Source organism: Streptomyces cyslabdanicus (genome assembly GCF_052663305.1).
Genome location: NZ_JBQRUW010000058.1, coordinates 49,782 through 71,789, shown reverse-complemented (window position 1 = coordinate 71,789; position 22,008 = coordinate 49,782). Strand labels below are relative to the sequence as shown.

Annotated in this window: 20 protein-coding genes and 1 pseudogene; 10 read left to right on the top strand and 11 right to left on the bottom strand. The window is 71.8% G+C overall.

The window, feature by feature from the left end:
- Positions 1 to 91 precede the first annotated feature (91 nt).
- Positions 92 to 910, top strand: coding sequence for a chitosanase (locus tag ACTYVM_RS31160; protein WP_445529178.1), 819 nt, complete (start codon positions 92 to 94; stop codon positions 908 to 910).
- Positions 911 to 941: 31 nt separating this feature from the next.
- Here the strand turns inward: ACTYVM_RS31160 and ACTYVM_RS31155 are convergent, their stop codons facing one another.
- Positions 942 to 2,786 carry a glycoside hydrolase family 15 protein gene (locus ACTYVM_RS31155; RefSeq protein WP_445529177.1) on the bottom strand — a complete coding sequence of 615 codons (1,845 nt, stop codon included), beginning with the start codon at positions 2,784 to 2,786 and terminating at the stop codon, positions 942 to 944.
- A gap of 227 nt (positions 2,787 to 3,013) precedes the next feature.
- Between ACTYVM_RS31155 and ACTYVM_RS31150 the strand changes: the two genes are divergently transcribed.
- The 5 genes from ACTYVM_RS31150 (at position 3,014) to ACTYVM_RS31130 (ending at position 7,104) form a co-directional block, all read left to right on the top strand.
- Positions 3,014 to 3,220: a hypothetical protein gene (locus tag ACTYVM_RS31150; protein ID WP_400028627.1), complete on the top strand. Its 207-nt coding sequence runs from the start codon at positions 3,014 to 3,016 to the stop codon at positions 3,218 to 3,220.
- Positions 3,221 to 3,537: 317 nt separating this feature from the next.
- Entirely contained in the window at positions 3,538 to 4,941 is a 1,404-nt protein-coding gene (gene sthA / locus ACTYVM_RS31145; RefSeq protein WP_445529176.1) for a Si-specific NAD(P)(+) transhydrogenase, read from the top strand.
- Positions 4,942 to 5,093: 152 nt separating this feature from the next.
- Positions 5,094 to 5,762, top strand: a complete 669-nt coding sequence (locus tag ACTYVM_RS31140; protein ID WP_445529175.1) for a DedA family protein — start codon at positions 5,094 to 5,096, stop codon at positions 5,760 to 5,762.
- Positions 5,759 to 6,379, top strand: a complete 621-nt coding sequence (locus tag ACTYVM_RS31135; RefSeq protein WP_445529174.1) for a phosphatase PAP2 family protein — start codon at positions 5,759 to 5,761, stop codon at positions 6,377 to 6,379. Before ACTYVM_RS31140 ends, ACTYVM_RS31135 begins: the two co-directional genes overlap by 4 nt.
- Positions 6,376 to 7,104 (top strand): phosphatase PAP2 family protein, encoded by a 729-nt coding sequence (locus ACTYVM_RS31130; RefSeq protein WP_445529173.1) that lies wholly within the window; start codon positions 6,376 to 6,378, stop codon positions 7,102 to 7,104. The genes ACTYVM_RS31135 and ACTYVM_RS31130 overlap by 4 nt, the downstream gene beginning before the upstream one ends.
- A gap of 121 nt (positions 7,105 to 7,225) precedes the next feature.
- Here the strand turns inward: ACTYVM_RS31130 and ACTYVM_RS31125 are convergent, their stop codons facing one another.
- From ACTYVM_RS31125 to ACTYVM_RS31100, 6 genes are read right to left on the bottom strand one after another with little or no spacing between them, the layout of a single operon-like run.
- Positions 7,226 to 8,689 (bottom strand): amidase, encoded by a 1,464-nt coding sequence (locus ACTYVM_RS31125; RefSeq protein WP_445529172.1) that lies wholly within the window; start codon positions 8,687 to 8,689, stop codon positions 7,226 to 7,228.
- A 31-nt stretch (positions 8,690 to 8,720) separates the two neighbouring features.
- Positions 8,721 to 9,557: an ABC transporter ATP-binding protein gene (locus tag ACTYVM_RS31120; RefSeq protein WP_445529171.1), complete on the bottom strand. Its 837-nt coding sequence runs from the start codon at positions 9,555 to 9,557 to the stop codon at positions 8,721 to 8,723.
- Positions 9,554 to 10,531 carry an ABC transporter ATP-binding protein gene (locus tag ACTYVM_RS31115; protein WP_445529170.1) on the bottom strand — a complete coding sequence of 326 codons (978 nt, stop codon included), beginning with the start codon at positions 10,529 to 10,531 and terminating at the stop codon, positions 9,554 to 9,556. Before ACTYVM_RS31115 ends, ACTYVM_RS31120 begins: the two co-directional genes overlap by 4 nt.
- 5 nt (positions 10,532 to 10,536) lie before the next feature.
- Positions 10,537 to 11,409 carry an ABC transporter permease gene (locus ACTYVM_RS31110; protein WP_445529169.1) on the bottom strand — a complete coding sequence of 291 codons (873 nt, stop codon included), beginning with the start codon at positions 11,407 to 11,409 and terminating at the stop codon, positions 10,537 to 10,539.
- On the bottom strand, positions 11,406 to 12,359 hold the full coding sequence (locus ACTYVM_RS31105; protein WP_445529201.1) for an ABC transporter permease: 954 nt from the start codon (positions 12,357 to 12,359) through the stop codon (positions 11,406 to 11,408). The genes ACTYVM_RS31110 and ACTYVM_RS31105 overlap by 4 nt, the downstream gene beginning before the upstream one ends.
- Positions 12,359 to 13,999, bottom strand: a complete 1,641-nt coding sequence (locus tag ACTYVM_RS31100; RefSeq protein ID WP_445529168.1) for an ABC transporter substrate-binding protein — start codon at positions 13,997 to 13,999, stop codon at positions 12,359 to 12,361. The genes ACTYVM_RS31105 and ACTYVM_RS31100 overlap by 1 nt, the downstream gene beginning before the upstream one ends.
- A gap of 150 nt (positions 14,000 to 14,149) precedes the next feature.
- Here ACTYVM_RS31100 and ACTYVM_RS31095 point away from each other — a divergent pair, with 150 nt between their 5' ends.
- Entirely contained in the window at positions 14,150 to 15,226 is a 1,077-nt protein-coding gene (locus ACTYVM_RS31095; protein ID WP_445529167.1) for a LacI family DNA-binding transcriptional regulator, read from the top strand.
- 7 nt (positions 15,227 to 15,233) lie between these two features.
- Here the strand turns inward: ACTYVM_RS31095 and ACTYVM_RS31090 are convergent, their stop codons facing one another.
- Positions 15,234 to 16,871: an amidohydrolase gene (locus tag ACTYVM_RS31090; protein ID WP_445529166.1), complete on the bottom strand. Its 1,638-nt coding sequence runs from the start codon at positions 16,869 to 16,871 to the stop codon at positions 15,234 to 15,236.
- A gap of 265 nt (positions 16,872 to 17,136) precedes the next feature.
- On the opposite strand from ACTYVM_RS31090, the gene ACTYVM_RS31085 reads away from it, so the two are divergent.
- On the top strand, positions 17,137 to 17,853 hold the full coding sequence (locus tag ACTYVM_RS31085) for a TetR/AcrR family transcriptional regulator (RefSeq protein WP_445529165.1): 717 nt from the start codon (positions 17,137 to 17,139) through the stop codon (positions 17,851 to 17,853).
- Between the two features lie 132 nt (positions 17,854 to 17,985).
- Positions 17,986 to 19,380 carry an NAD(P)/FAD-dependent oxidoreductase gene (locus ACTYVM_RS31080; RefSeq protein WP_445529164.1) on the top strand — a complete coding sequence of 465 codons (1,395 nt, stop codon included), beginning with the start codon at positions 17,986 to 17,988 and terminating at the stop codon, positions 19,378 to 19,380.
- A 208-nt stretch (positions 19,381 to 19,588) separates the two neighbouring features.
- Here ACTYVM_RS31080 and ACTYVM_RS31075 read toward each other — a convergent pair whose 3' ends face one another.
- Positions 19,589 to 19,966: a hypothetical protein gene (locus ACTYVM_RS31075; RefSeq protein WP_445529163.1), complete on the bottom strand. Its 378-nt coding sequence runs from the start codon at positions 19,964 to 19,966 to the stop codon at positions 19,589 to 19,591.
- Positions 19,967 to 20,195: 229 nt separating this feature from the next.
- Between ACTYVM_RS31075 and ACTYVM_RS31070 the strand changes: the two genes are divergently transcribed.
- Positions 20,196 to 20,414 carry a response regulator gene (locus ACTYVM_RS31070; protein WP_445529162.1) on the top strand — a complete coding sequence of 73 codons (219 nt, stop codon included), beginning with the start codon at positions 20,196 to 20,198 and terminating at the stop codon, positions 20,412 to 20,414.
- 87 nt (positions 20,415 to 20,501) lie between these two features.
- Here ACTYVM_RS31070 and ACTYVM_RS31065 read toward each other — a convergent pair.
- Together ACTYVM_RS31065 and ACTYVM_RS31060 are read right to left on the bottom strand one after the other, a co-directional pair.
- Positions 20,502 to 20,699: pseudogene (locus ACTYVM_RS31065) on the bottom strand (hypothetical protein); the annotation flags it as partial.
- Positions 20,674 to 21,966: a sensor histidine kinase gene (locus ACTYVM_RS31060; protein ID WP_445529161.1), complete on the bottom strand. Its 1,293-nt coding sequence runs from the start codon at positions 21,964 to 21,966 to the stop codon at positions 20,674 to 20,676. The pseudogene ACTYVM_RS31065 and the gene ACTYVM_RS31060, both read right to left, overlap by 26 nt.
- Between the last annotated feature and the right edge of the window lie 42 nt (positions 21,967 to 22,008).

Genomic DNA, 22,008 nt, shown 5'->3' with positions numbered 1-22,008 from the left:
GTACACGCACTCCCCCACTCAAGTCGAGCACTTGAGCAGCCGAGCAGTTGAGCAGAGCAGTTGAGCAGTCGAGTCACTTGGAGCTCCTTTGGTGCACGAAACCCCCGGCACGACCGCGCCGGCCCGCCGCGGCGCCCTCGCCGTGATCGGCGCCTCGCTCGCCGCCGTCGCCCTCGTCGGCGCGCGGCGCACCACCGCGGCGGCGCCCGGCCTGGACGATCCGGCGAAGAAGGAGATCGCCATGAAACTGGTGGCGAGCGCGGAGAACTCCACGCTCGACTGGAGGGCCCGGTACGGGTACATCGAGGACCTCGGTGACGCACGCGGCTACACGGCCGGCGTCGTCGGTTTCTGCTCCGGCACCGGCGACATGCTCAACCTGGTGCGGCTCTACACCGACCGCAGGCCCCACAACGTACTGGCCGGGTACCTTCCGGCGCTGCACCGCCTCGTCGGCACCGACGGGCACCAGGGGCTGGACCCCGGTTTCCCCGGTGACTGGCGCAGGGCGGCGCAGGACACCGCCTTCCAGCGGGCCCAGGAAGACGAGCGCGACCGCGTCTACTTCGACCCTGCCGTCGCGCGGGGCAAGGCGGACGGGCTGCGCGCCCTCGGCCAGTTCGCGTACTTCGACGCGATGGTCATGCACGGCGGCGGTGGCCCGAACGGCTTCCGCCGCATCCGCGAACGAGCCCTGCGCGGGGCCGTGCCGCCGGCCCGCGGCGGCGACGAGGTGGAGTACCTGAACGCGTTCCTCGACGCGCGCCTGTGGGCCATGCGGCAGGAGGCGGCGCATCGCGAGACCAGCAGGGTCGACACCGGGCAGCGGGCCTTCCTGCGCCGGGGCAACCTCGACCTGGAGCCGCCGCTGGACTGGAAGGTGTACGGCGACGGCTACCACATCGGCTGACACCGCGGCGGACCGGGACCCGCGCTCGATGTCAGCCCAGCGCGCGGTCGAGGTTGTACGCCGCGCTGATCAGGGACAGGTGCGTGAAGGCCTGAGGGAAGTTGCCCTGCTGCTCGCCGGTGGGGCCGATCTCCTCGGCGTACAGGCCCAGGTGGTTGGCGTAGGTGAGCATCTTCTCGAAGGCGAGGCGGGCCTCGTCGAGACGGCCGGCCCGGGTGAGGGCCTCGACGTACCAGAAGGAGCAGATGGAGAACGTTCCCTCGTCGCCGCGCAGCCCGTCGGGGCTGGCCTGCGGGTCGTACCGGTAGACGAGCGAGTCGGAGACCAGGTCCCCGGTCAGCGCGTCGAGGGTGGACAGCCACTTGGGGTCGGTCGGCGCGATGAACTTCGCCAGCGGCATCATCAGCACGGCGGCGTCCAGTACGTCGCCGTCCTCGTACTGGACGAAGGCCTGTCGTTCGGCGGACCAGCCGCGGTCCATGATGCGGCGGTAGATGGCGTCCCGGCTCTGCCGCCAGTGGGACAGGTCGGCGGGCAGGCCGCGGCGGTTGGCCAGCCGCATGGCGCGTTCGACGGCCACCCAGCACATCAGGCGCGAGTACAGGAAGTCCTTCTTGCCGCCGCGGGTCTCCCACACCCCTTCGTCGGGCTGGTCCCAGTGCCGGCACACCCATTCCACCAGCGCGGACACGTCGTCCCACTGGTCGCTGGAGATCGGCTGGGCCCACTTGTCGAAGAGGTAGATCGAGTCGATCAGGGCGCCGTAGATGTCGAGCTGGAGCTGGTCGGCGGCGGCGTTGCCGACCCGGACGGGCGCGGATCCCCGGTGTCCCTCCAGATGGCCGAGTTCGCGTTCGGGCAGCTCGGTGCGGCCGTCGATGCCGTACATGACCTGCAACGGGCCCGTCGCCTTGCCGTCGCCCGGGCTGATGTGCCGGGTCAGAAAGCGCATGAACGCCTCGGCCTCGCCGGCGAAGCCGAGCCGCAGCAGCGCGTAGACGGCGAACGCGGCGTCGCGCACCCAGACATAGCGGTAGTCCCAGTTGCGCTCACCGCCGACCCGCTCGGGCAGGCTCGTGGTGGGCGCCGCCACGATGGCGCCGGTCGGGGCGTAGGTGAGCAGCTTCAGCGTGAGGGCGGAGCGGTGGACCATCTCCCGCCAGCGGCCGCGGTAGCGGGACTGCGCGAGCCAGCGGCGCCAGTAGGTGACCGTGGCGCAGAACTGCTCCTCGGCCTCGGCGTGGGCGCACCGCCGCGGGGCCACCTCGCGGCCGACCTGGTCCAGCGCGAGGACGGCCGACTCGCCCTCGGCGAGCTTGAAGTCCGCCCACACGTCCGTGCCGTCGCTCTCCAGGGGCACGGTGGACGTCAGCGCGAGGGAAAGGGTCGCGGACTCGAACAGGACCGTGCCGCTCTCCATCCGGACCGTGTGCGCGTCGGCGCCGTAGTTGAAGCGGGGAGCCACCCGGGCCCGGAACGGCAGGGTGCCGCGCACGCACAGCACGCGCCGGATGAGGCGGTGCCGTTCGCTCTCGGCCCTCTCCCTCCGGTCGCCGGTCACCGGCATGAAGTCCTGCACCTCGCCGACGCCGTCCTCGGTGAAGAACCGGGTGATCAGCACGTTGGTGTCGGGGAAGTAGAACTGCTTGGTGCGCGCCGCCTCGGCCGCCGCGAGTTCGAAGCGGCCGCCGCGCTCGGCGTCCAGGATCGAGGCGAAGACGCTCGGGGCGTCGAAGGCGGGACAGCAGTACCAGTCGATCGTGCCGTCCGTGCCGACGAGCGCGACGCTGCGCAGGTCGCCGATCAGACCGTGGTCGGCGATCGGAACGTAGCGGGGTGCGCCCGTCTCGGGGCCCCGGCTTCGGGTGTCGGCCATCGCGCCGCCTCCTGTCCCCTCTCTGTCCCCCTGGCTGTCCCCCTGTCCCCTCGCTGCCTCCTCACGCGGACCGTGCTCGCGGCTCCTGCCGTCCCTCCAGCTTAGGAGCGGCCTTCCGGATGCAGGGTGCCGTCCGACGGGCAATCGTGGGAGGAGGTCCCGCTCCCGCAGCACGAGGCCCGCACTCCGGACCCGGGCGGGGATCCAGCCGGACCCGAGGAGGCCACATGTCGACGTCACAACCCGATGCATCCCGCGAGTCCGGGGACCGCTGCACCCCGGACGACGTGCTCCACGCCCGTACCGGCACCGACGTCTCGCCCGAGGACGTGGTGCTGGCCGCGGGCCGCGACATCACGCCGCGCAACCTGGAGTGGGCCAAGCGCAAGATCGAGACGGAGGGCCCTGCCGCCCTGGACAAGCTGCTGCCGTAGGTCCTGTCGTCAGACTCCCGTCGTCCGCCCGGAGGGCGGGCCTCGCGGCGTCAGGTGCGTGCTCTCGGCGTGCCGGGCCCTGGCCCTCGTACTGGATGTACTTGGGTCAGGGCCCGGTGCGGCGAGAGTACGTACATGGCGTCGCGAGGCAGACGGGAGTCTGACGACAGGGCCTAGGGTCTCCAGGAGCCGAGCGAAAGGGACCGGGTCCTGCCGTTCCGGTCCCTTTCGCTCGTCGCTTTCGCCCGTCCCCTTCGTTCGGGGCCCTCTCGCTCGTCCCTTTCGCTCGGGGCCCTCGCTCTGCGAGACTCCGGGGCGTGCCCGACTTCGACATGATCGTCATAGGATCCGGACCGGGCGGCCAGAAGGCCGCCATCGCCGCGGCCAAACTGGGCCGCCGGGTAGCTGTCGTCGACAGCCCCGACATGGTGGGCGGGGTCTCGATCCACACCGGAACCATTCCCTCCAAGACCCTGCGCGAGGCGGTGCTCTACCTCACCGGACTCACCCAGCGCGATCTGTACGGTCAGAGCTACCGGCTGAAGGAAGACATCACCGTCGCCGACCTGACCGCGCGCACCCAGCACGTGGTGGGCCGCGAGGTCGACGTGATCCGCAGCCAGCTCTCCCGCAACCAGGTCTCCCTGCTCTCCGGGACCGGCCGCTTCGTCGACGAGCACACCGTCGCGCTGCGCGAGGTGACCGGCGAGGAAAGGCTGTTGACCGCCGAACACATAGTCATCGCGACCGGTACGCGACCGGCCCGTCCGGACAGCGTGGAGTTCGACGGGCGCACCATCATGGACTCGGACAACGTGCTCACGCTGGAGCGGGTGCCGCGGTCGATGGTCATCGTCGGCGCCGGGGTCATCGGGATGGAGTACGCCTCCATGTTCGCCGCGCTCGGCAGCAGGGTGACCGTCGTCGAACGGCGTCCGGGCATGCTCGACATGTGCGACGCCGAGATCGTCGAGTCGCTCCGCTACCACCTGCGGGACCTCGCCGTCACCTTCCGCTTCGGGGAGACGGTGGCCGCGGTGGAGCGCCACGAGCACGGCACGCTCACCGTGCTGGAGAGCGGCAAGAAGATTCCGGCCGACGCCGTGATGTACTCGGCGGGCCGGCAGGGCCTCACCGACGGACTCGACCTGGAGAAGGCCTCCTTGAGTGCCGACGCCCGCGGCCGGATCGCGGTCGACGAGCACTATCGCACGCGGGTGCCGCACATCTACGCGGTCGGCGACGTGATCGGCTTCCCCGCGCTCGCGGCGACCTCGATGGAACAGGGGCGGGCGGCGGCGTACCACGCGTGCGGGGAGCCGGTCGGCCGGATGAACGGCCTCCAGCCGATCGGCATCTACACGATCCCGGAGATCAGCTTCGTCGGGCGGACCGAGGACCAGCTCACCGAGGACGGGGTACCGTTCGAGGTGGGCGTCTCCCGCTACCGGGAGCTGGCCCGCGGGCAGATCATCGGCGACTCGCACGGCATGCTGAAGCTGCTGGTCTCGCCTCAGGACCGCACACTGCTCGGGGTGCACTGCTTCGGCACCGGGGCCACCGAGCTCATCCACATCGGGCAGACCGTGATGGGCTGCGGCGGCACCGTGGACTACCTGGTCGACTCGGTGTTCAACTACCCGACGCTCGCGGAGTCGTACAAGGTGGCCGCCCTGGACGCGACGAACAAGCTGCGGCAGATCGACTGGATCGGGGGCTGAAGGCCGGGCCCGGTTCACCCGTGCGGGCGATCACGGGAACCCCTCGGAAGCCGTTATCGTCTACAGTGACGTAGACGGTCTACAGATTTGTAGTCACTCGGCCGGTGCCCTCCGTCGCGCGCCCGCCGTCCCGAGGGAAAGGGCTCGCGACGATGATCGCACTCCCGCACCTGTCGTCGCAGCTCGCTGTCAACGTGCTGGACGCCCAGTCGCTGCTGGCCGCCTTCGGCGTGCTGGGCGTCGGCGTGGTGATGTTCGCCGAGACGGGGCTCCTGATCGGCTTCTTCCTGCCCGGCGACTCGCTGCTGTTCACCGCGGGCCTGCTGTGCACCGGCACGGCCGACCGTGGGGTGAAGTTGTCGCTGGCCCCGCTGCTGGTCGCGGCCGTCGTCGGTGCGCTCGCCGGCTCGCAGTGCGGCTTCCTGCTGGGCCGCAAGGCGGGCGGCGCCCTGCTCGCCCGCAGCCGCTCCCCGCGCCTGCGCGAGGGCGCCGAGCGCGCCGAGGAGCTCCTGGAGCGGTACGGGTTCGCGAAGGCGATCGTACTGGCCCGTTTCGTACCGGTGGTGCGGACGGTCCTCAACCCGATGGCGGGCGCCCTGGGCGTGCCGACCCGTACCTTCACCCTGTGGCAGGTCGTCGGCGGTCTCGCCTGGAGCGTCGGCCTCACCCTCGCGGGGTACGCGCTCGGCTCCTCCGTGCCGAACATCGACAAGTACCTGCTGCCCGTGATCGGGCTCGTCGTGATCGTGTCGCTGATCCCGCTCGTCCCGGAGGTCCTGCGCTCGCGCCGGGCGGCGAAGGCCAAGGAGGCGCGCGGATGATCCTCGCCCTGTCGGGCTCGTCCGTCGACGGGTCCCTGTACGTGGACGTGGTGGACCTGGCCCGTCGCTCCCCCGTGTGGTGGGACGACATGGTGACGGTGTGGTCGGCCTACGGCCTGGGCGTGTTCGCCCTGCTGATGACGGCGGTCTGGTGGCGTTCGCGCCGGGTGGGCGCCGGGACGGCGGTCGCGGCCCTGGCGGTGCCGTTCGTCGTGGTCCTCGCCTACGCCGTCAACTCGCTCCTGAAGCTGCTGGTGCGCGAGGTGCGCCCGTGCCGCACGCTGCACGTGGTCACCCTGGAGGCCTGTCCGGCCCGCACCGACTGGTCCTTCCCGAGCAATCACGCGGCGATCGCCGCCGCGGCCGCGGTGGCGCTGCTCCTCGTCGCACGCCGACTCGGCGTCTCGCGCCGGCTCGGCGCGCTCGCCTGCCTGGCCGCCGTCGCGATGGCCGCCTCCCGGGTCTGGGTCGGCGCCCACTATCCGCACGACGTGGCGGCGGGGCTGTTGTCCGGTGCCCTGGTGGCCTACGTCGTGATGAGGGCGCTGCTGCGCCGGCCGGAGACACTCGCCCGTCGCCTGGCCGCGACACGGCTGCGGCCGTTGCTGGTGTCATGAGGCCCCGGGGCGCGGCCGGCCTCGTGGGCGGCGCCGGGCTCGCCGCCTGGGCCGCGGTCGTCGTGCTCGGCCTGGTCGTCGGCGGCCACGGCACCCCCCTGTCCGTGGACGACAGCCTGCTCTCCTGGTCCCTCGGGCACCGCCCGGCGGTGGCGGTGGCGGCGGCCCGCGCGCTCACCTCCACGGGGGCGGGGGCCGTCCCGTACCTGCTCGTCGCGCTGGCCGGCCTCGCCGTCGGCCGTACCGTCCGGCAGCGTGCGGCCGCGGCCGCTCTCGGTCTCGGCTGCCTGCTGGCGGGCCAGGCCGTGCGCTACGGCGTGATGGAACTGGTCGCCCGGCCGCGTCCGCCGCGGCAGGACTGGGCGGCCCACGCCTCCGGCTGGTCGTTCCCGTCCGGGCACACCGCCACCTCGGCGCTGACCGCCGGGCTGGTGATCCTGGCGGTGACCGCGCGCGCCCCGCGCCGCCGGACGGCGGTCCGCCTGGTCGTCGGCTGCTGGGGCGCGCTGGTGGGGCTGACCCGGGTGTATCTCGGGGTGCACTGGTTCACCGACGTCGTCGGCGGCTGGCTGTTCGCCGCGGGCTGGCTCGGGGTGTGCCTGTGCGCGGCGACGTGGTGGCTGCCCGCCGGCCTGCTGTCCGGCCTGACGGGGAGAGCCGCGGGACCGGCGCGGGAACGTGCGGGGCGGGATCCGGGTGGCCGAGGACGATCACACCCTGCGTGAGTTCACCTCCCCGGCGGTCTTCCCGACCGCACCACCCGTTGAGCCACACCTCTCGGCGCCCGTGGCCGTTCACCGCCCGCAAGGGAGAGGGAAGCGCGGCCGTCGGCATGCCGGTTTCAGGTCAGAGAACGGGCGACCGGTTCCACGGCCGGACGGCCTCGATCGCGGCGGCGGCGCGGAACACAGTGGTGTCGTCGTAGGTACGCCCGACGACCTGGATGCCTGTCGGCACCCCGGACGAGGCGAAGCCGGACGGCACGCTCAGCACCGGGCACCGGCTGGCGATGTTGAACACCGTGGTCATTGCGGCCTCCAAGTAGTCGTCCAGCTCGACGCCGTTGATCACGACCTTGGTCGATAGATGGTCGTCGTCGGCCGCGAACGCCGGAATGGCGACGGTCGGGCAGACCAGCACGTCGTAGCGGTCCAGCAGGGCACCGAGCTCCGCCTGCACCACACCCTCGATCTCGAGGCCCTGAAGGAAGCTGCCCGGTTCGCGGGCGGCCGCGCCGGCCCGCTCGGCGAAGTCGCGCGCGTAGTCCGTGAGGAGCTCGCCGTGCTCGGCGGCGATCGACGTGATGTACGGGCCGAAGATCGAGCCGAAGTGGATCAGCGCTGCCCGGAACACGTCCGCCCGCGTGATCGAGACCTCGACCTCCTCGACGATGGCCCCGGCCACTCGCAGTGCCTCCGCGACCGCCCTGGTGTTGGCCTCGACCTCGGGGTCGACCACCCAGTCTCCGAGAGTGACCGACAGCGCCACCCGCAAGCCCTCGACGCTCTCGAACTGCTCCGGCAGGATGAGCTTGGGTCGCAGTGAGACGGCGTCCAGCGGGTGGGGCCCGGCTATCACGTTCTCCAGGAGGGCGCAGTCGGCGACGGTACGCGCCATCGGACCGTCGTGGCAGTACGTGTCGAGGTTGAACGGAGTCATCGCCGGCACCCGCCCGTACGGCGGCTTGAAGCCGACCGTGCCGGTGAACGAGGCGGGGATGCGGATCGAGCCGCCGATGTCGGAGCCGGTCGCGAGCGTCGCCTCGCCCGCCGCGAGTGCGGCGCCCGATCCGCCCGAGGAACCGCCCGGGGAGAACTCCAGGTTCCACGGGTTGCGGGTGACTCCCCACAGCCGTGACTGGGTGAACGCAGCGCAGCTGAACTCGGGGGTTGTGGTCCGCGCGTGCACGATGCCGCCGGCGGCCTGGATCCGCTCGACGACCGGGTGCGTCTCCTCGGCAACCTGGTCCTGGTACACCAGGGAGCCGTCCGTGGCACGGCGACCCGCGATGGGCTGCTCCTCCTTCGCCGCGACGGCGAGACCCTCCAACGCACGGGGCGGCTCACCCTTGCCCACGTACCGCGCCTCGGCATCGCGGGCAGCGGCGAGCGCCTCCTCGAACGTTCGCTCGGCGAGGGCGTTGACCTTGGGCTCAACGGCCTCTGCACGCGCGATGACAGCGCTCATCAGCTCGACTGGCGACAACGAGCGATCGCGGAACCGGCGCAGCGCCTCGACGGCCGGCAGATAGGCCAGGTCGGTGAGGTCGGTGGAGCCGACGGAGTCGGCGGAATTCGTGGGGTTGGTCACTGTGATGGCCCTTCAAGATGGATCCGAACGGTCAGATGAGCGCGCGACGGCCTTCGGAGATACGGGCTGGATCCCACCCGGGCCGCGGCACGGAGTCGAGCAGCAGGCGGGTGTATGCGTGCTGTGGGTTGGTCAGGACGGTGGTGGTGGGGCCGGACTCGACGACCTTTCCGGACCTGAGCACCACCACCTCATCGGTGATGTGCCGCACCACGGCGAGGTCGTGGCTGACGAAGAGGAAGCCGATGCCCTCCTCACGCCGAATGCGTGCGAGCAGGTCGAGGATCTGTGCCTGGATGGACACGTCGAGTGCGGCGACCGCCTCGTCGAGGATGAGCACCTGCGGCCGGGCCGCCAGTGCCCGGGCGATGGCCACGCGCTGCCGCTGCCCACCGGACAACCGGCGCGGCAGCGCCGTGGCCTCGCGCTCGCCCAATCCCACCTGGTCGAGCAGTTCGGCGACCCGCCTGCGCCGCGCCGGGGCGTCGAGCGAGAAGTGCAGATGCAACACCTCCTCGATGCACGCGGCCACACTGATGCGCGGGTCGAGGGACAGATAGGGGTCCTGGAACACCATCTGGATCTCGCGGGCACGGGCCAGCCGCTCGGCCCGCCCGCGGGCCCGTGCCGAGCGGTCACGCCCGTCCAGATGGACGGTGCCGGCGTCGGGCCGCTCCAGGCCGACGAGCATGCGCGCGGTGGTGGTCTTCCCGCACCCGGACTCGCCGACGATGCCCAGTGAGCCACCCGGCGCCAACGCGAACGACACTCCGTCCACGGCCACGTGACCGCCAAACTCCTTGCGCAGTCCCTCCACTACGAGGCCGGACGCGGCGGTCGCCTCTCTCTCGGCGGTCACGGCAGTCACAGCGGGATCCCTTCTCCGGCACGCAGGCAGGCACTCAGGCCCTCGCCGTACTGTTCAAGGACGGGCTTCTCGGCCGAGCAGCGCTCCTGTACATGCGCGCACCGGACGGCGAACGCGCACCCGGACGGCGATTCGGCGAGCGAGACCGGACGGCCGGGGATGGGCCGTGGCGGCGCCGCGTCCGGCTCGAGACGGGGTGTGCAGGCGAGCAGTCCGGCGGTGTACGGGTGGCGCGGGCGCTCGAAGAGTGCCTCGGCCGTCCGCGTCTCGACAATTCGCCCCGCGTACATGACGTAGATGCGGTCGCAGAGGGCCGAGGCCAGGTCGAGGTCGTGCGTGACGAAGAGCATGCCGGTGCCCCGCTCGGCCTGCAGGCGGGTGAGGATCGCGACGACCTCAGCCTGAGTGGTCACGTCCAGCGCGGTCGTCGGCTCGTCGGCGACCAGCAACGAGGGTTCGCCCGCGAGTGCCGCCGCAATGACGACGCGCTGGAGCATGCCGCCGGAGAACTGGTGCGGGTAGCGCCGCAGCGCGTCGCGCGGATCGCGGATGCCCACGGCATCGAGGAGTTCCTCGGCACGGGCACGCGCCGCGGGCCCGTGCATGCCGTTGGCGCGCATCGCCTCGGTGAGGAAGTCGCCGACACGTCGCAAGGGGTTAACCGACGCACGCGGGTCCTGGAAGACCATCGAGACCTGCCGGGCCCTCAGTTCCTTCAGCCCGTTCCGGTCCAGGGTCAGCACGTCGCGGCCCGCCACGCGAACCTCGCCGTCGGTCCTCGCCTCTCCGGGCAGCAGCCCGAGCACACTGCGACACGCGACCGACTTGCCCGAACCCGACTCGCCGACCAGGCCGACGGTCTCGCCGGCCGTGACGCGCAGTGACACGCCGTCCAGGATCGGCCGGGCCGCGCGCCCCTCGGGCAGCCGCACGGTGAGGTTGTCGATCTCCAGAAGAGTCTGCTGCACAGTCATCTCTCTCACTCCTCCCTCTTGGCGACCCGGTCGGCGATGCCCTCGCCGACGATGCTGAACGCCACGACGGCGAGCACGATGCACACGGACGGTGCGAGCGCGGGGAGCATCGCCCCCTGCAGCAGCGCGCCCTCGCCCTCGTTGATCATCGCGCCCCAGTCGGCGGTCGGTGGCTGCACGCCGAAGCCGAGGAAGGACAGCGCGGCCAGGTCCATCAGGGCATAGCCGAAGTTGATCGCCGACTGGGCGAGCACCGTCGGCGCGATGTTGGGCAGCAGGTGCCGGAGGCAGATCGTCCAGCCCGACCAGCCCTGCACGCGGTAGGACTCGATGTACGGACGGGCCTTCTCCTGCTGGGCGACACCACGCACCAGGCGTCCCACGTAAGGCGTGTACGCGACCGCCATGGCGATGACGGGCGCGGACATGCCCGGTCCGGTGATCGCCACGAACATGATCGCCACAAGCAGGCCGGGGAAGGAGAACACCAGGTCCATCGACCGGGAGAGGACCGCGTCGACCCATCCGCCGCGCCAGGCGGCCACCACACCGACCAGGATGCCCAGCAGGGTCGACAACCCGACGACCAGGAGCGGTCCGAGCATCCCGGAGCGCGCGCCGTACAGCAGTCGCGACAGCACGTCGCGGCCCGACTGGTCGGCGCCCAGGAGGTGGTCGGCGCTGCTCCCGGCCAGGGTGGCCTGCAGGTCCAGGGCGTCGGGATCGTACGGCGCGAGCAGCGGCGCGAGGACGGCCACGGCCACCAGCGCGGCCAGCAGCACGACGGCCGCCGTGAACAGGGGTCCCTGCCCGAGTACCTGAAGGCGGCGCAGGCCTGGGCGCCGGCGCAGCTCGGTGACGTTGACTGCGGTGGTCATGCGGCACCTCGCCGGGTGAGGGTCAGCCGAGGGTCGATGAGCGGCGCGAGGAGGTCCACGACCATGTTGACCAGCACAAACGCCGCGACGGTGATCAGAGTGATCGCCTGCACCACGGGGAAGTCCTTGACCGTCACCGACTGCACGAGCAGTGAGCCGACGCCGGACACGTTGAAGGCGGTCTCCACGATCGCGGTGCTCACCAGGAGTCCGGCGAGCATCGTGCCGCCGACGGTGACGATGGGACCGAGTGCGTTGCGCAGCACGTGCCGCCGCACCACGTCGCCCTCGGCGACCCCGCGGGAACGCGCCACCTCGACGTGCTCCCGCCCCAACTGGTCGAGCATCGAGGAGCGGGTCACCCGGGCGAGCAGTCCGGCCAGGGTGATCGCGAGGGCGAAGGCGGGCAGGGTCAGGTGGTAAAGCCGGTCCGCCAAACCGGTGCCGGTGGCACCGGGCCCCGGGAACCAGCCCAGCCGGACCGAGAACAGTGACACCAGCACGACGGCGCTGACGAACGGCGGGGTCGCCGTGGCCACTGCCGTACCCACCAGCACGACACGGTCGACCACGCCGGGGCGCAGCGCGGCGATGATGCCGGCCAGCACGCCGCCGAGGCAGACCAGGACGGCCGAGTACCCGATGAGGAGCACCGTGCCGGGCAGGCGCGACCCGATGAGGGAGCCGACGTCCTGCCGGAACTGCACGGAGCGCCCGAAGTCGCCCTGCAGAACGTTGCCGACCCACTTCAGGTACTGGGTGAGGATCGGGTCGTCGAGGTGGTACTGGGCGCGGATGGCGGCCATGGTCTCCGGGGACACCGGGTGGCCCTTGAGGAGGAAGGACACCGGATCCCCCGGAGCCAGGTGCACTGCGCCGAACACCAGGAAGGAGGTGATCAGCAGCACTGCCACCAGCCCCAGGAGCCGGCCGAGGAGATAGCGGATCATCAGTTCGCCGAGCCGATCGTCGCGGCCCACGGGAAGTACAGTTGAGCGATTCCGGCCGGAGCCCCGGTGATCCGGCTGCCCAGGAACACCGAGTGGGGAGCCTCGTAGATCGGGATCGCGGGCAGCTCCCGCACCGTGATCTCCTGGAGCTTGGCGGTCAGGTCTGCGCGGGCGGCCGGGTCGGCGGTCGCGGCCGCCTGGTCGTAGAGCGCGTCGTACTCGGGGTTCGAGTACTTGCCGTAGTTGGCGAAGTCGCCGGTGCGGAACGACTGGTAGTACTCCAGCGGGTCCGGCGAATTGGTGTAGCCGTTGGTGAACACCAGATCGATGCCGGCGCGGGCGTGCGGGTCGGTGAACAGCGCGCTGTACCCGTCCGGCGAGACCGGCTTGAGCTGCACGTCGAGACCGATCTGCTTGCCCACAGCCTGCACGGCGTTGGCGACGACACTGATCTCGGGAGCGAGCGAACTGGTGGCCATGACGACCTTCTTGCCCGTGGCTCCGGCCTCCTGGATCAGCTTCTTGGCGCCTTCGAGGTCGTACACCGGGTCGGGGAGCGCATCGAAGTAGCCGGCCGTCCGGTCCGGGGCGGTGAGCCACGCGCCCCGTGCCGCCGGAGCCTTGGCCGGAATGCCCACTCCGCCGGCGGCGGCCTTGATGATGCTCTTCCGGTCCAGCGCCATGGCGAGGGCCTGACGGACCTTCAGGTCGCCGAGCGTGCCCTTGAGGTTCATCACGGCGAGGTCGGAGGCGGCGGTATTGGGGCCGAAGTGCAGCTTTCCCTGCGAGGTCGCCCTGAGCTGCGGAAACGCGGTGGAGGGGATCAGGTACCCGCCGTCGACCGTACCGGAGAGCCAGGCGTTGGTGCGTGCGGCCGCATCCGGGATGAAGACAAACTTCACGCTGTCCGCCTTGGGCGTCAGCGAGGTGTCCCAGTAGGCGGGGTTCTTCTTCAGGGTGATGCTCTCGCCCTGGGCCCACTTGTCGAGCGCGTAGGGGCCGGTGCAGTCGACGCCACCCTTGGGGCTGCCGTAGTCACGGCCGGCCCCGGCCAGGAAGGAGGCGCTCTCGATGGTGCCCGGGGAGGCCGCCAGCATCTCGTTGAGCAGCACGTCGGGCTTGGTGAGCTTGATCGTCACTTCGAGCGGACCGGTCTTGGAGATCGAGGCGACGTTTCTGAACGTACTGTCCCAGGCCGATCCGACGCGCGGATCCAGATGGCGCTTGAGGGAGGCGACGACGTCGTCCGCGGTCATGGTCCCACCGCTGTGGAACTTCACGCCGGAGCGCAGGGTGTACACCCAGGTGAGCGGGTCGGGTTGGGCCGACTTCACAGCCAGGGCCGGCACGATCTTCATCTCGGGCGTGGTGCGGAACAGTTGCTCGCAGATGTTCGCCAGGACGGTGTTGGGCGGGTAGTCGTACGCCTGCGTGTAGTCGAGGGAGTAGGGCTCGGCGTACAGCGACCAGGTGAACGACGGGATCGGGCCCTTGGCCGCGGGCGTGTCCGGCGCGACCTTGTATGCCGCGCCGTCCTTGGTGGAGTTGGTACCGGTGGAACCGGCACCGGAGCAGCCGGAGAGGGCCGCGGCCACGACGGCGGCTGCGACGAGCAGGCTGGTCGGTCTGGAGGCACGCAAGGGAGCCGCCCCTTTCATGGGGTGGTGGGGGTTTTGGGATTGCCGGAAAGTATGGATGCGGGAACGTTCCTTCACAAGGGACTGCGGGAACGATTTTTTCGAGGTCAGAGCCGGGTGACGACGGGTCCGCTGAACTGGCAGCATCGGCACATGACCGAAACTCCGCGCCGCACCGGCCACGGCGTCCCGGCCGCCGTTCCCCGGGTTCGCCTCATCGACGTCGCCCGCGAGGCGGGCCTGTCCAAGACCACCGTCTCCGCCGCGCTCAACGGCACCGGACGCCTCTCGCCGGCCGTGCGCGAGCACGCCCGTGAGACCGCACGCCGGCTCGGATACCGGCCCAACGCGACCGCGCGGCTGCTACGTGCCGGGCACGCGAGGCTCATCGGGTACGCCGTCGGGGAGCACCCCACGACCCCGGGGTCCTACATGGACTCCCCGTACTTCGCCCAACTGACCAGCGCCATCGCGACCGCGGCCCTGCACCATGGCTACGGCCTGGTGCTGCTGCCGACCAGGTCCTCCCCCAGCGAGTGGGCCGACCTGCCACTGGACGCCGCGATCGTCGCGGACCCGCTCACCGACGACCCCCTGGTCGAGGACTTCATCGCCGCCCGCGTCCCGCTGTCCACCGACCGCTCGGTCGAGGGCCGCCCCGGCACGCACTGGGTGGACATAGACACCGACACCGCCATACGCCAGGTGCTGGACCATCTCCACGCCCAGGGCGCCCAGCGCATCGCGGTCGTCTCGCCCGACGCCCCGACCCGCTTCTACCGGGAGGCGCTGGACGTCTACCGGCATTGGTGCGCCGAGCGGGAGGCCACCCCTCGTATCACGCACTCCGAGCGTCCGGGCAACGGACCGGTCGTGGAGGCGGTGGAGCGGGCTCTGACCGCTTCCGCTGTCCCCGACGCCCTTTTCCTGCTGGCTGAGGCCAATCCCCCGCTGGTGCTCGGCGCCGCGCGCCGCCTGGGCCTGTCGGTGCCGGGCGACCTGCTGCTGGTCTGCGCGAGCGAGGACTCCTCGGCCGCGTACGCCGACCCGCCCATCACGACGCTGAGTCTCCAGCCTCAGCTCGTTGCCGCGACGGGCGTCGAACAGTTGATTGCAGCACTGGAGAGCGGAAGCCAGGAGCCCACGGGCACCGTGGTGCCGGCGAAACTGGAGCTCAGGGCGTCCTCTCAGCGCGGCTACGGTCCGCGAGGTGCGGCCGGGCCGCGCTGATGGGCGGTCAGGAGGCAAAGTGGACAAGCTCTCCCCCTACATAGGTCTGCACGGCCCGGGCCGTACCGATCCCTTCGGCCGGGGCGGTGAAGATGTCCCGGTCGAGGACCACCAGGTCGGCGAGGTTGCCGGGACGGAGGCTGCCGGCCTCATCCAGGCCGTTGACATGGGCCGAACCAGCGGTGTAGGCGGCGACGGCGGTGGCGAGGTCGAGGCGCTGTTCCGGCAGGAAGACACGGCCGTGCATGGTCTCGGGCGCCACCCGGTTGACGGCGACGTGGATCCCGGCGATCGGGTCGGGGCTGCTCACGGGCCAGTCACTGCCCGCCGCAAGGGTGGCGCCGGCGCGAAGCAGGGAGCCGAAGGGGTACTGCCAGGCGGCGCGTTCGGGTCCGAGGAAGGGGATGGTGAGCTCGTCCATCTGCGGCTCGTGGGCGGCCCAGAGCGGCTGGATGTTGGCGATTGCGCCGAGCCGGGCAAAGCGCGCGATGTCATCGGGGTGGACGACCTGAAGGTGGGCCAGATGGTGCCGGGTGGCACGGCGGCCGTTGGCGGTGCGGGCCGCCCCGACGGCGTCCAGCGCCTCGCGCACCGCGCGGTCACCGAGGGCGTGGAAGTGAACCTGGAAGTCGAGCGCGTCCAGCGCGGTGACGTGCGAGCGCAGCTCGACCGGGTCGACGAAGCTCAGGCCGCTGTTGGCGGTGACGCAGCCGCAGTTGTCCAGGTAAGGGCTGCTCATCGCGGCGGTGAAGTTCTCCGCGATGCCATCCTGCATGATCTTCACCGAGCCGGCCCGAAATCTTTCGTGGGTCAACTCGGTGCGGCGCGAGACCAGTTCGGGAATCTGGTCGGCGCCGCGCCTGCGGTCCCACCACAGCGCGCCGACGACCCTGGCCGTCAGGGTGCCCTCGCGGGCGGCGGTGAGATATGCGTCGGAAGGGTCGCACTGGCCGTTGAACGTGCCGAGGAGGGCATCCTGCCAGCCGGTGATGCCGAGCGAGTGGAGCAGCCGCTGGGCTCGCAGCAAGCCGGCCAGTCGATCGGCGGCGGTCTTGTCGGGCACCAGGCGGGCCACCAGAGCGGTGGCACCCTCCTGCAGGACGCCGCTCGGTGTGCCGTCGCTCTCCCGCTCGATCCGGCCGTCGGTCGGGTCCGGGGTGTCCCGGGAGAGGCCCGCGAGTTCCAGCGCGCGGGTGTTGACCCAGGCGCCGTGATGGTCACGGTTGGGCAGGTACACCGGCCGGTCGGGCACCACGGAGTCGAGCAGCCGCCGGGTGGGAAGGCCTCCCTCGAAGCTCTCCATGGACCAGCCGCCACCGGTGATCCAGGGGATGTCGGGGTGAGCGTCGGCGTACTCGCGGATGCGCCGCAGGTACTCGTCGGCTCCCACGGTGCCGGTGAGGTCGCACTCGCCGAGCTCCAACCCCCCGTATACGGCGTGGACGTGCGCGTCCTGGAAGCCGGGAAGCAGCAGCTTGCCAGTGAGGTCGACCACCTCGGTCCTGGGGCCGATCAGCTCCCTCACCTCGTCGTGACCGACGGCCGAGATCCGCTCTCCGGTGACGGCCAGGCTGCTCGCCCGGGTGCGAGCGGGGTCCCCGGTGTGCACGGGGCCTTGGACGAAGACCAGGTCGGCCTTGGTCATGGTGGTACTCCAAGGGATCGGCGGTCCGCGAGCGGTCCGCAGTGAGGAACCAGGTGCTGTTGCCTGTGGTGGCGCCACCGGACAGCCGGGGCGCCGGGGCGTTTTCGGGTCACCGTCAGAGCCCGCGCCGCAGGCTGCGGGCAGGCGAAGACACTCCGAGGGCATCCGCGGGCCACACGAGGGGGAGGTGGCCCAAGGGCCGGACGACAGGCATGAAAGCCTGGGTTCACACGAACGTCAATGCTGTTGTCATAAGATTCGGGGCATGACTGAGCGCGTAGTGCCCGAGCCGCAGCGGCGGCGCAGAAAGCCGACCAAACAGGGCACGGTACTGTCCGAGCAGATCATCATCGAGACCGCCCTGCGACTGATCCACCAGCATGGCGCGGAGGCGTTGACGGTCCGCCGACTGGGAGCCGCACTGGGCGCCGACCCCAGCGCGCTCTACCGGTACTTCCACAACACCGACGACCTGCTGCTCGCCATCGCCGACGAGCTCATCGGCCGCGCTCTGCACGGCTGGCAGCCCACCGGCGACTGGCGGGCCGACCTGCGCGAGGCGGGCCTGCGCATCCATGCCGCCTATCAGGCGCACCCGCAGGCGGCGCTGCTGGCCGCGCACCGGACGACCGGGCGAAACAACGAGACCCGGGCCGTGGAGGGGATCCTCGGCCTGCTGCGCTCGGCCGGCTTCCAGGACGAGGCGGCGGTGCGGATCTATCACGCCTTCGTGGACCAGGGGCTCGCCTTCGCGGCCCTGGACGCCGCGGCGCTCTCCCTGCCGGCCCCGGCACAGGAGGCCGAGCGCAGGGTCTGGCAAGCCCGCTACGGCCGCCTGGACGCAAGCACCCACCCCAACATAGCCGCCACCGCCCACCTGCTGGCCGCCGACATGCAGCTCAGCGGGTACCCGTTCGCCCTGGAACTGCTGCTCGACGCCGTCGCCGCCAGGTTGCCCGGGGCAGGCGGACAGGCGTACTGAGCGCCCGCCGGTCCGCGCTGGCCCGCAGCGCCGGAAAGCCTTATGTCAACGGCATTGACGTTACTTGGCGTACAGCGTTCTGATAGCAGGACCTCGGAGGCCAGCCCCTCCACGCATGCAAGGAGCACCGCCATGGATCCCGTCCACGCGATCCAGGACGCCCGCCCCACTCCATTCTGGCTGGACGACCCCGATCGCCCGCCGACCGCTTCCGCCCTGGTCGCCGATACCCGCTGCGACCTTCTGGTGGTCGGCGGCGGCTACAGCGGCCTGTGGACCGCCCTGATCGCCAAGGACCGCGACCCCTCCCTCGACGTCCTGCTGATCGAGGGCGAGGAGGTCGGCTGGGCGGCCTCCGGCCGCAACGGCGGCTTCTGCGAGGCCAGCCTCACCCACGGCCTGAGCAACGGCGTGGAGCGCTGGCCCGGTGAGATCGCCGAGCTGGAGAAGCTGGGCGCCCGGAATCTCCAGGCGATCGAGGACACGATCGAGCGCCACGGCATCGACTGCGACTGGGAGCGCACCGGCTCCCTCAGCGTGGCCACCGAGCAGTTCCAACTCGATGATCTGCGGGAGCTGGCCGACCTCGCCGCCCGCTACGGCCCCGCGCCGACAGTGCTGGACGCCGACCAGATCCGCGCCGAGATCGACTCACCGACCTTCCTGGGCGGGGTCTGGGACAAGGACAGCACGGCGCTGGTCAATCCCGCACGTCTGGTCTGGGGGCTCAAGCAGGCCTGCCTGAGCCTCGGCGTACGCATCCACGAGCACACCCGGGCCACCGCCATCACCGAGGACGGCTCCGGCATCATGGCGCGGACTCCTTACGGCCGCGTTCTCGCCGGCCGGGTGGCGCTGGCGACCAATGTCTTCCCCTCCCTGGTCAAGCGGCACCGCCCGTACACCATCCCGGTGTACGACTACGCGCTGATGACCGAGCCGCTGACGGACGAACAGCTCGCCTCCGTCGGCTGGCACAATCGGCAGGGGTTCTCGGACAGCGCCAACCAGTTCCACTACGTCCGGCTCTCCGCCGACAATCGCATCCTGTGGGGCGGCTACGACGCCGTCTACCACTACCGGGGCCGAGTGCGCGCCGAGCACGACCAGCGACCGGAGACCTTCGCCACCCTGGCCCGGCACTTCTTCCGGACCTTCCCGCAGTTGGAGGGCCTGCGTTTCACCCACGCCTGGGGCGGCGCGATCGACACCTGCAGCCGCTTCTGCGCGTTCTTCGACACCAGCCATCGGGGCCGGGTCGCCTACGTGGCCGGTTTCACCGGCCTCGGCGTGGGCGCGTCCCGCTTCGCCGCCGAGGTGATGCTCGATCTGCTGGCCGACGAGCGCACCGAGCGCACCAGCCTGGAGATGGTGCGGCGCAAGCCCCTGCCGTTCCCGCCGGAACCGATCCGCTGGGCGGGAGTCCAGGCCACCAGGTGGTCCCTCGCCCGGGCGGACGAGAACGAGGGACGCCGCAACCTCTGGCTCAAGACCCTCGACCGGCTCGGCCTCGGCTTCGACAGCTGACAGCTGACAGCTGACAGCTGACAGCACGACAGGGCCGCGGGGCGAGGGCGGAGACCTGAACGCATCCTGACTGCCGCGAAAGGGTCCCTGCCCGCCGAGTGGGCGGCATCGTGCGACCCAGGCCTCCGACGCCGCGCGTTGCACACCGCCCTGCGGCGGACGAGTGCTGCCAGAGCCGGCAGGCCGGGAAGGAGGGGGAGCCAGACGGTCAGGAGCCGGTAGCCGAGGACGGCGGAGGCAGCCGGGCGCCCGCGTCGAGAGTGAAGGCGAGTGCGCGGTTCAGGGAGCCGCATCCGCCGGCAGTGGGCAGCTGGGCGGCGGCCCTGGTCGCGGCGAGGTGGAGGAACGCCACCCGGACCAGGGCGGGCCGCGGCGAAGGGGAGCAGCACCACAGGGCGGCGGCCCGCCGCGGCCGGCTGCGCACGGTCGCGATGTCACTCAGCACCGCTGCGACCACGCGCCGGCACCGCGACCTCAGCGGGCCCCGCACCACCGCCGCCACCAGCACGACGGGGCCGAGAACCGTGACCGGGGCCTTGACGGCGTGCGCGCTCGCCGTGCGACCCGCGGACGGGCCGCGCCGCATCAGGAACCGCAGGTTGACTGGCGCCCGCCCCGAGGCCGGCGGGCGCTACGTGGTCGGCGGCGTCGGCGGCGAACCACGCGCGCGTTGGTGACGGGTGGGCGGAGCCGGGGCGTCTGGTGCCGGTGCCCGCGCGCGCCTGCGGCGCGACGTACAGGCGGAGGTCGCCGAAGCGGTGCGAGGGCCAGGTGCGGGCGTACGCGGGTGGGGTGCCGTCGGCGGTGGTGACGGCGTGGCCACCGCCGTGGTGGACAGCGCACTGCCCACCGCCGAGGGGCGGGACGTGTGCCGGGCGATGCGCGCGAACGGGTTGCTCTCCCCGGCCGTCCTCCCGACCGCGCACCACTGGCTGAGCGACCGGCCGGCCGGGTCCTCGGCGGGCGGCGAGGTGCCCCACGATGCCGGGTATGCGGCCGGGGCCCGTTTCACTGTCGCCCTGCCCACGGGGTGAGCCCCGGGCCCTCGCGCGGACGGGGCCCGGGGTGGCGCGTGCCCGGGTCGCGGGGTGCGGCCGCCACCCGGCACGCGCGTCCTGGGGTCAGGTGGCGCCGCGCTCCGGCTCGGTGACGTCCCCGCGGCTGACCGACAGGTGGACGACGAGGCCGAGGATGACCGCGAGGAACAGGGCACTGGTCACCACGGTGCCCAGTCCCGGCCCGCCGTCACCGGTCGGCTGGGAGAGGCAGTCACCGATCGAGGCGCCGAGCGGGTCACGGGTCAGGCAGGACGGGCACCAGCAGGGTGAACGTGGTCGGATCGGGCCGCGCGAGGAACAGCCTGCCGCCGAGACAGACGGCCAGGTCCCGCGCGAGGGCGAGCCCGATGCCGGCCCCGGCGCCGCCGGAGTGCCCGCGCTCGAACAGCCGCCCGGCGTCGCTCCCGGCCGCTCCCTCGTCGCTCACGTCGAAGGCGAGGGCGTCGTCCAGATCCCGCACGGTGAGGCGCACCGTGCCGCGGCCGTGGGCACGGGCGTTGTCCAGCAGGACTCCGAGGATCTCGGACACCGGGCCGCCCGGGACCCGCACGTCATCCGGCACGTCCCGGCTGCTGCGCTCCAGGCGCCTGCCGTCGCGGGCGAACAGCCCGTGCCAGTGCCGTTCCGTTTCGTGCAGCACCTGCCCGACGGACCGGTCGGGGGCGGGCGGACGGTTCAGACCCGGCGCGGCGGACAGGCGCAGCACCTGCTCCACCGTGCCGTGCAGCCGCCGGGTTGCCGTGAGCGCCTCCTCCAGGGCGGGCCGCAGACAGGTGTCGTCCCGGCCGAGGCCCGCCTCGAGGGTGAGTTGCAGGCCGGTGAGCGGCGTGCGCAGCTGGTGGGAGGCGTTGGCGGAGAAGCCGCGTGCGTGGCGCAGGAGTTCGGTGAGGTGGTCGAGCATCTCGTTGTGGGTGCGGGCGACCTGGTCGACCTCGGCGACGGCGCTGGAGGCGGCCCGGGCGCTCAGGTCCCCGGCGGCGACGGCCCGGCAGTGGTGCGAGAGGTTCTCCAACGGGGCGGCCAGCGCCCGCGCCTGGCGGCGGGCGACGAGGACGGCGACGGTGAGCGCCACCGCACAGGCGCCGGCGAGGGCGGCCCAGCCCGCGAAGACGCGGTTGCGCACGTCCTGGACGGGTGACGACGCGCGTACGACGCCGATGACCCGCTCGGCGTGCGAGACGGGGACGGCTTCGACGAGTTCGCCGCCGCTGCTCCCACGGGACACCGTGGCGCCGAGTGCGCCGCGCACCGCCGCGTCTCCGCTCGCGGGACCGCTGCCCTCCCGCAGGTACAGCCGGGGGTCGTACAGGCCCAGGCTGCCGCCCCTGGGCGGTGCGGGCAGTTCCACGGGGTCGCCGGTGGCGAAGTCCGGGGTGACCCGGACGGCGCCGTTCAGGGCGGCCCGCTCCAGTGCGTCGCGCTGGTCGGCGTACAGGGAGGACCTGATGGCGAGGGCCAGCGGAACGGCGAGCAGAACGAGGGCGACCAGGACGGCGGTGAGGGCCACCCGCACCACGCGATGTCTCATGCCCTTCATCATGCAGGGCCGCCGACCAGGGCGGATGTGCCC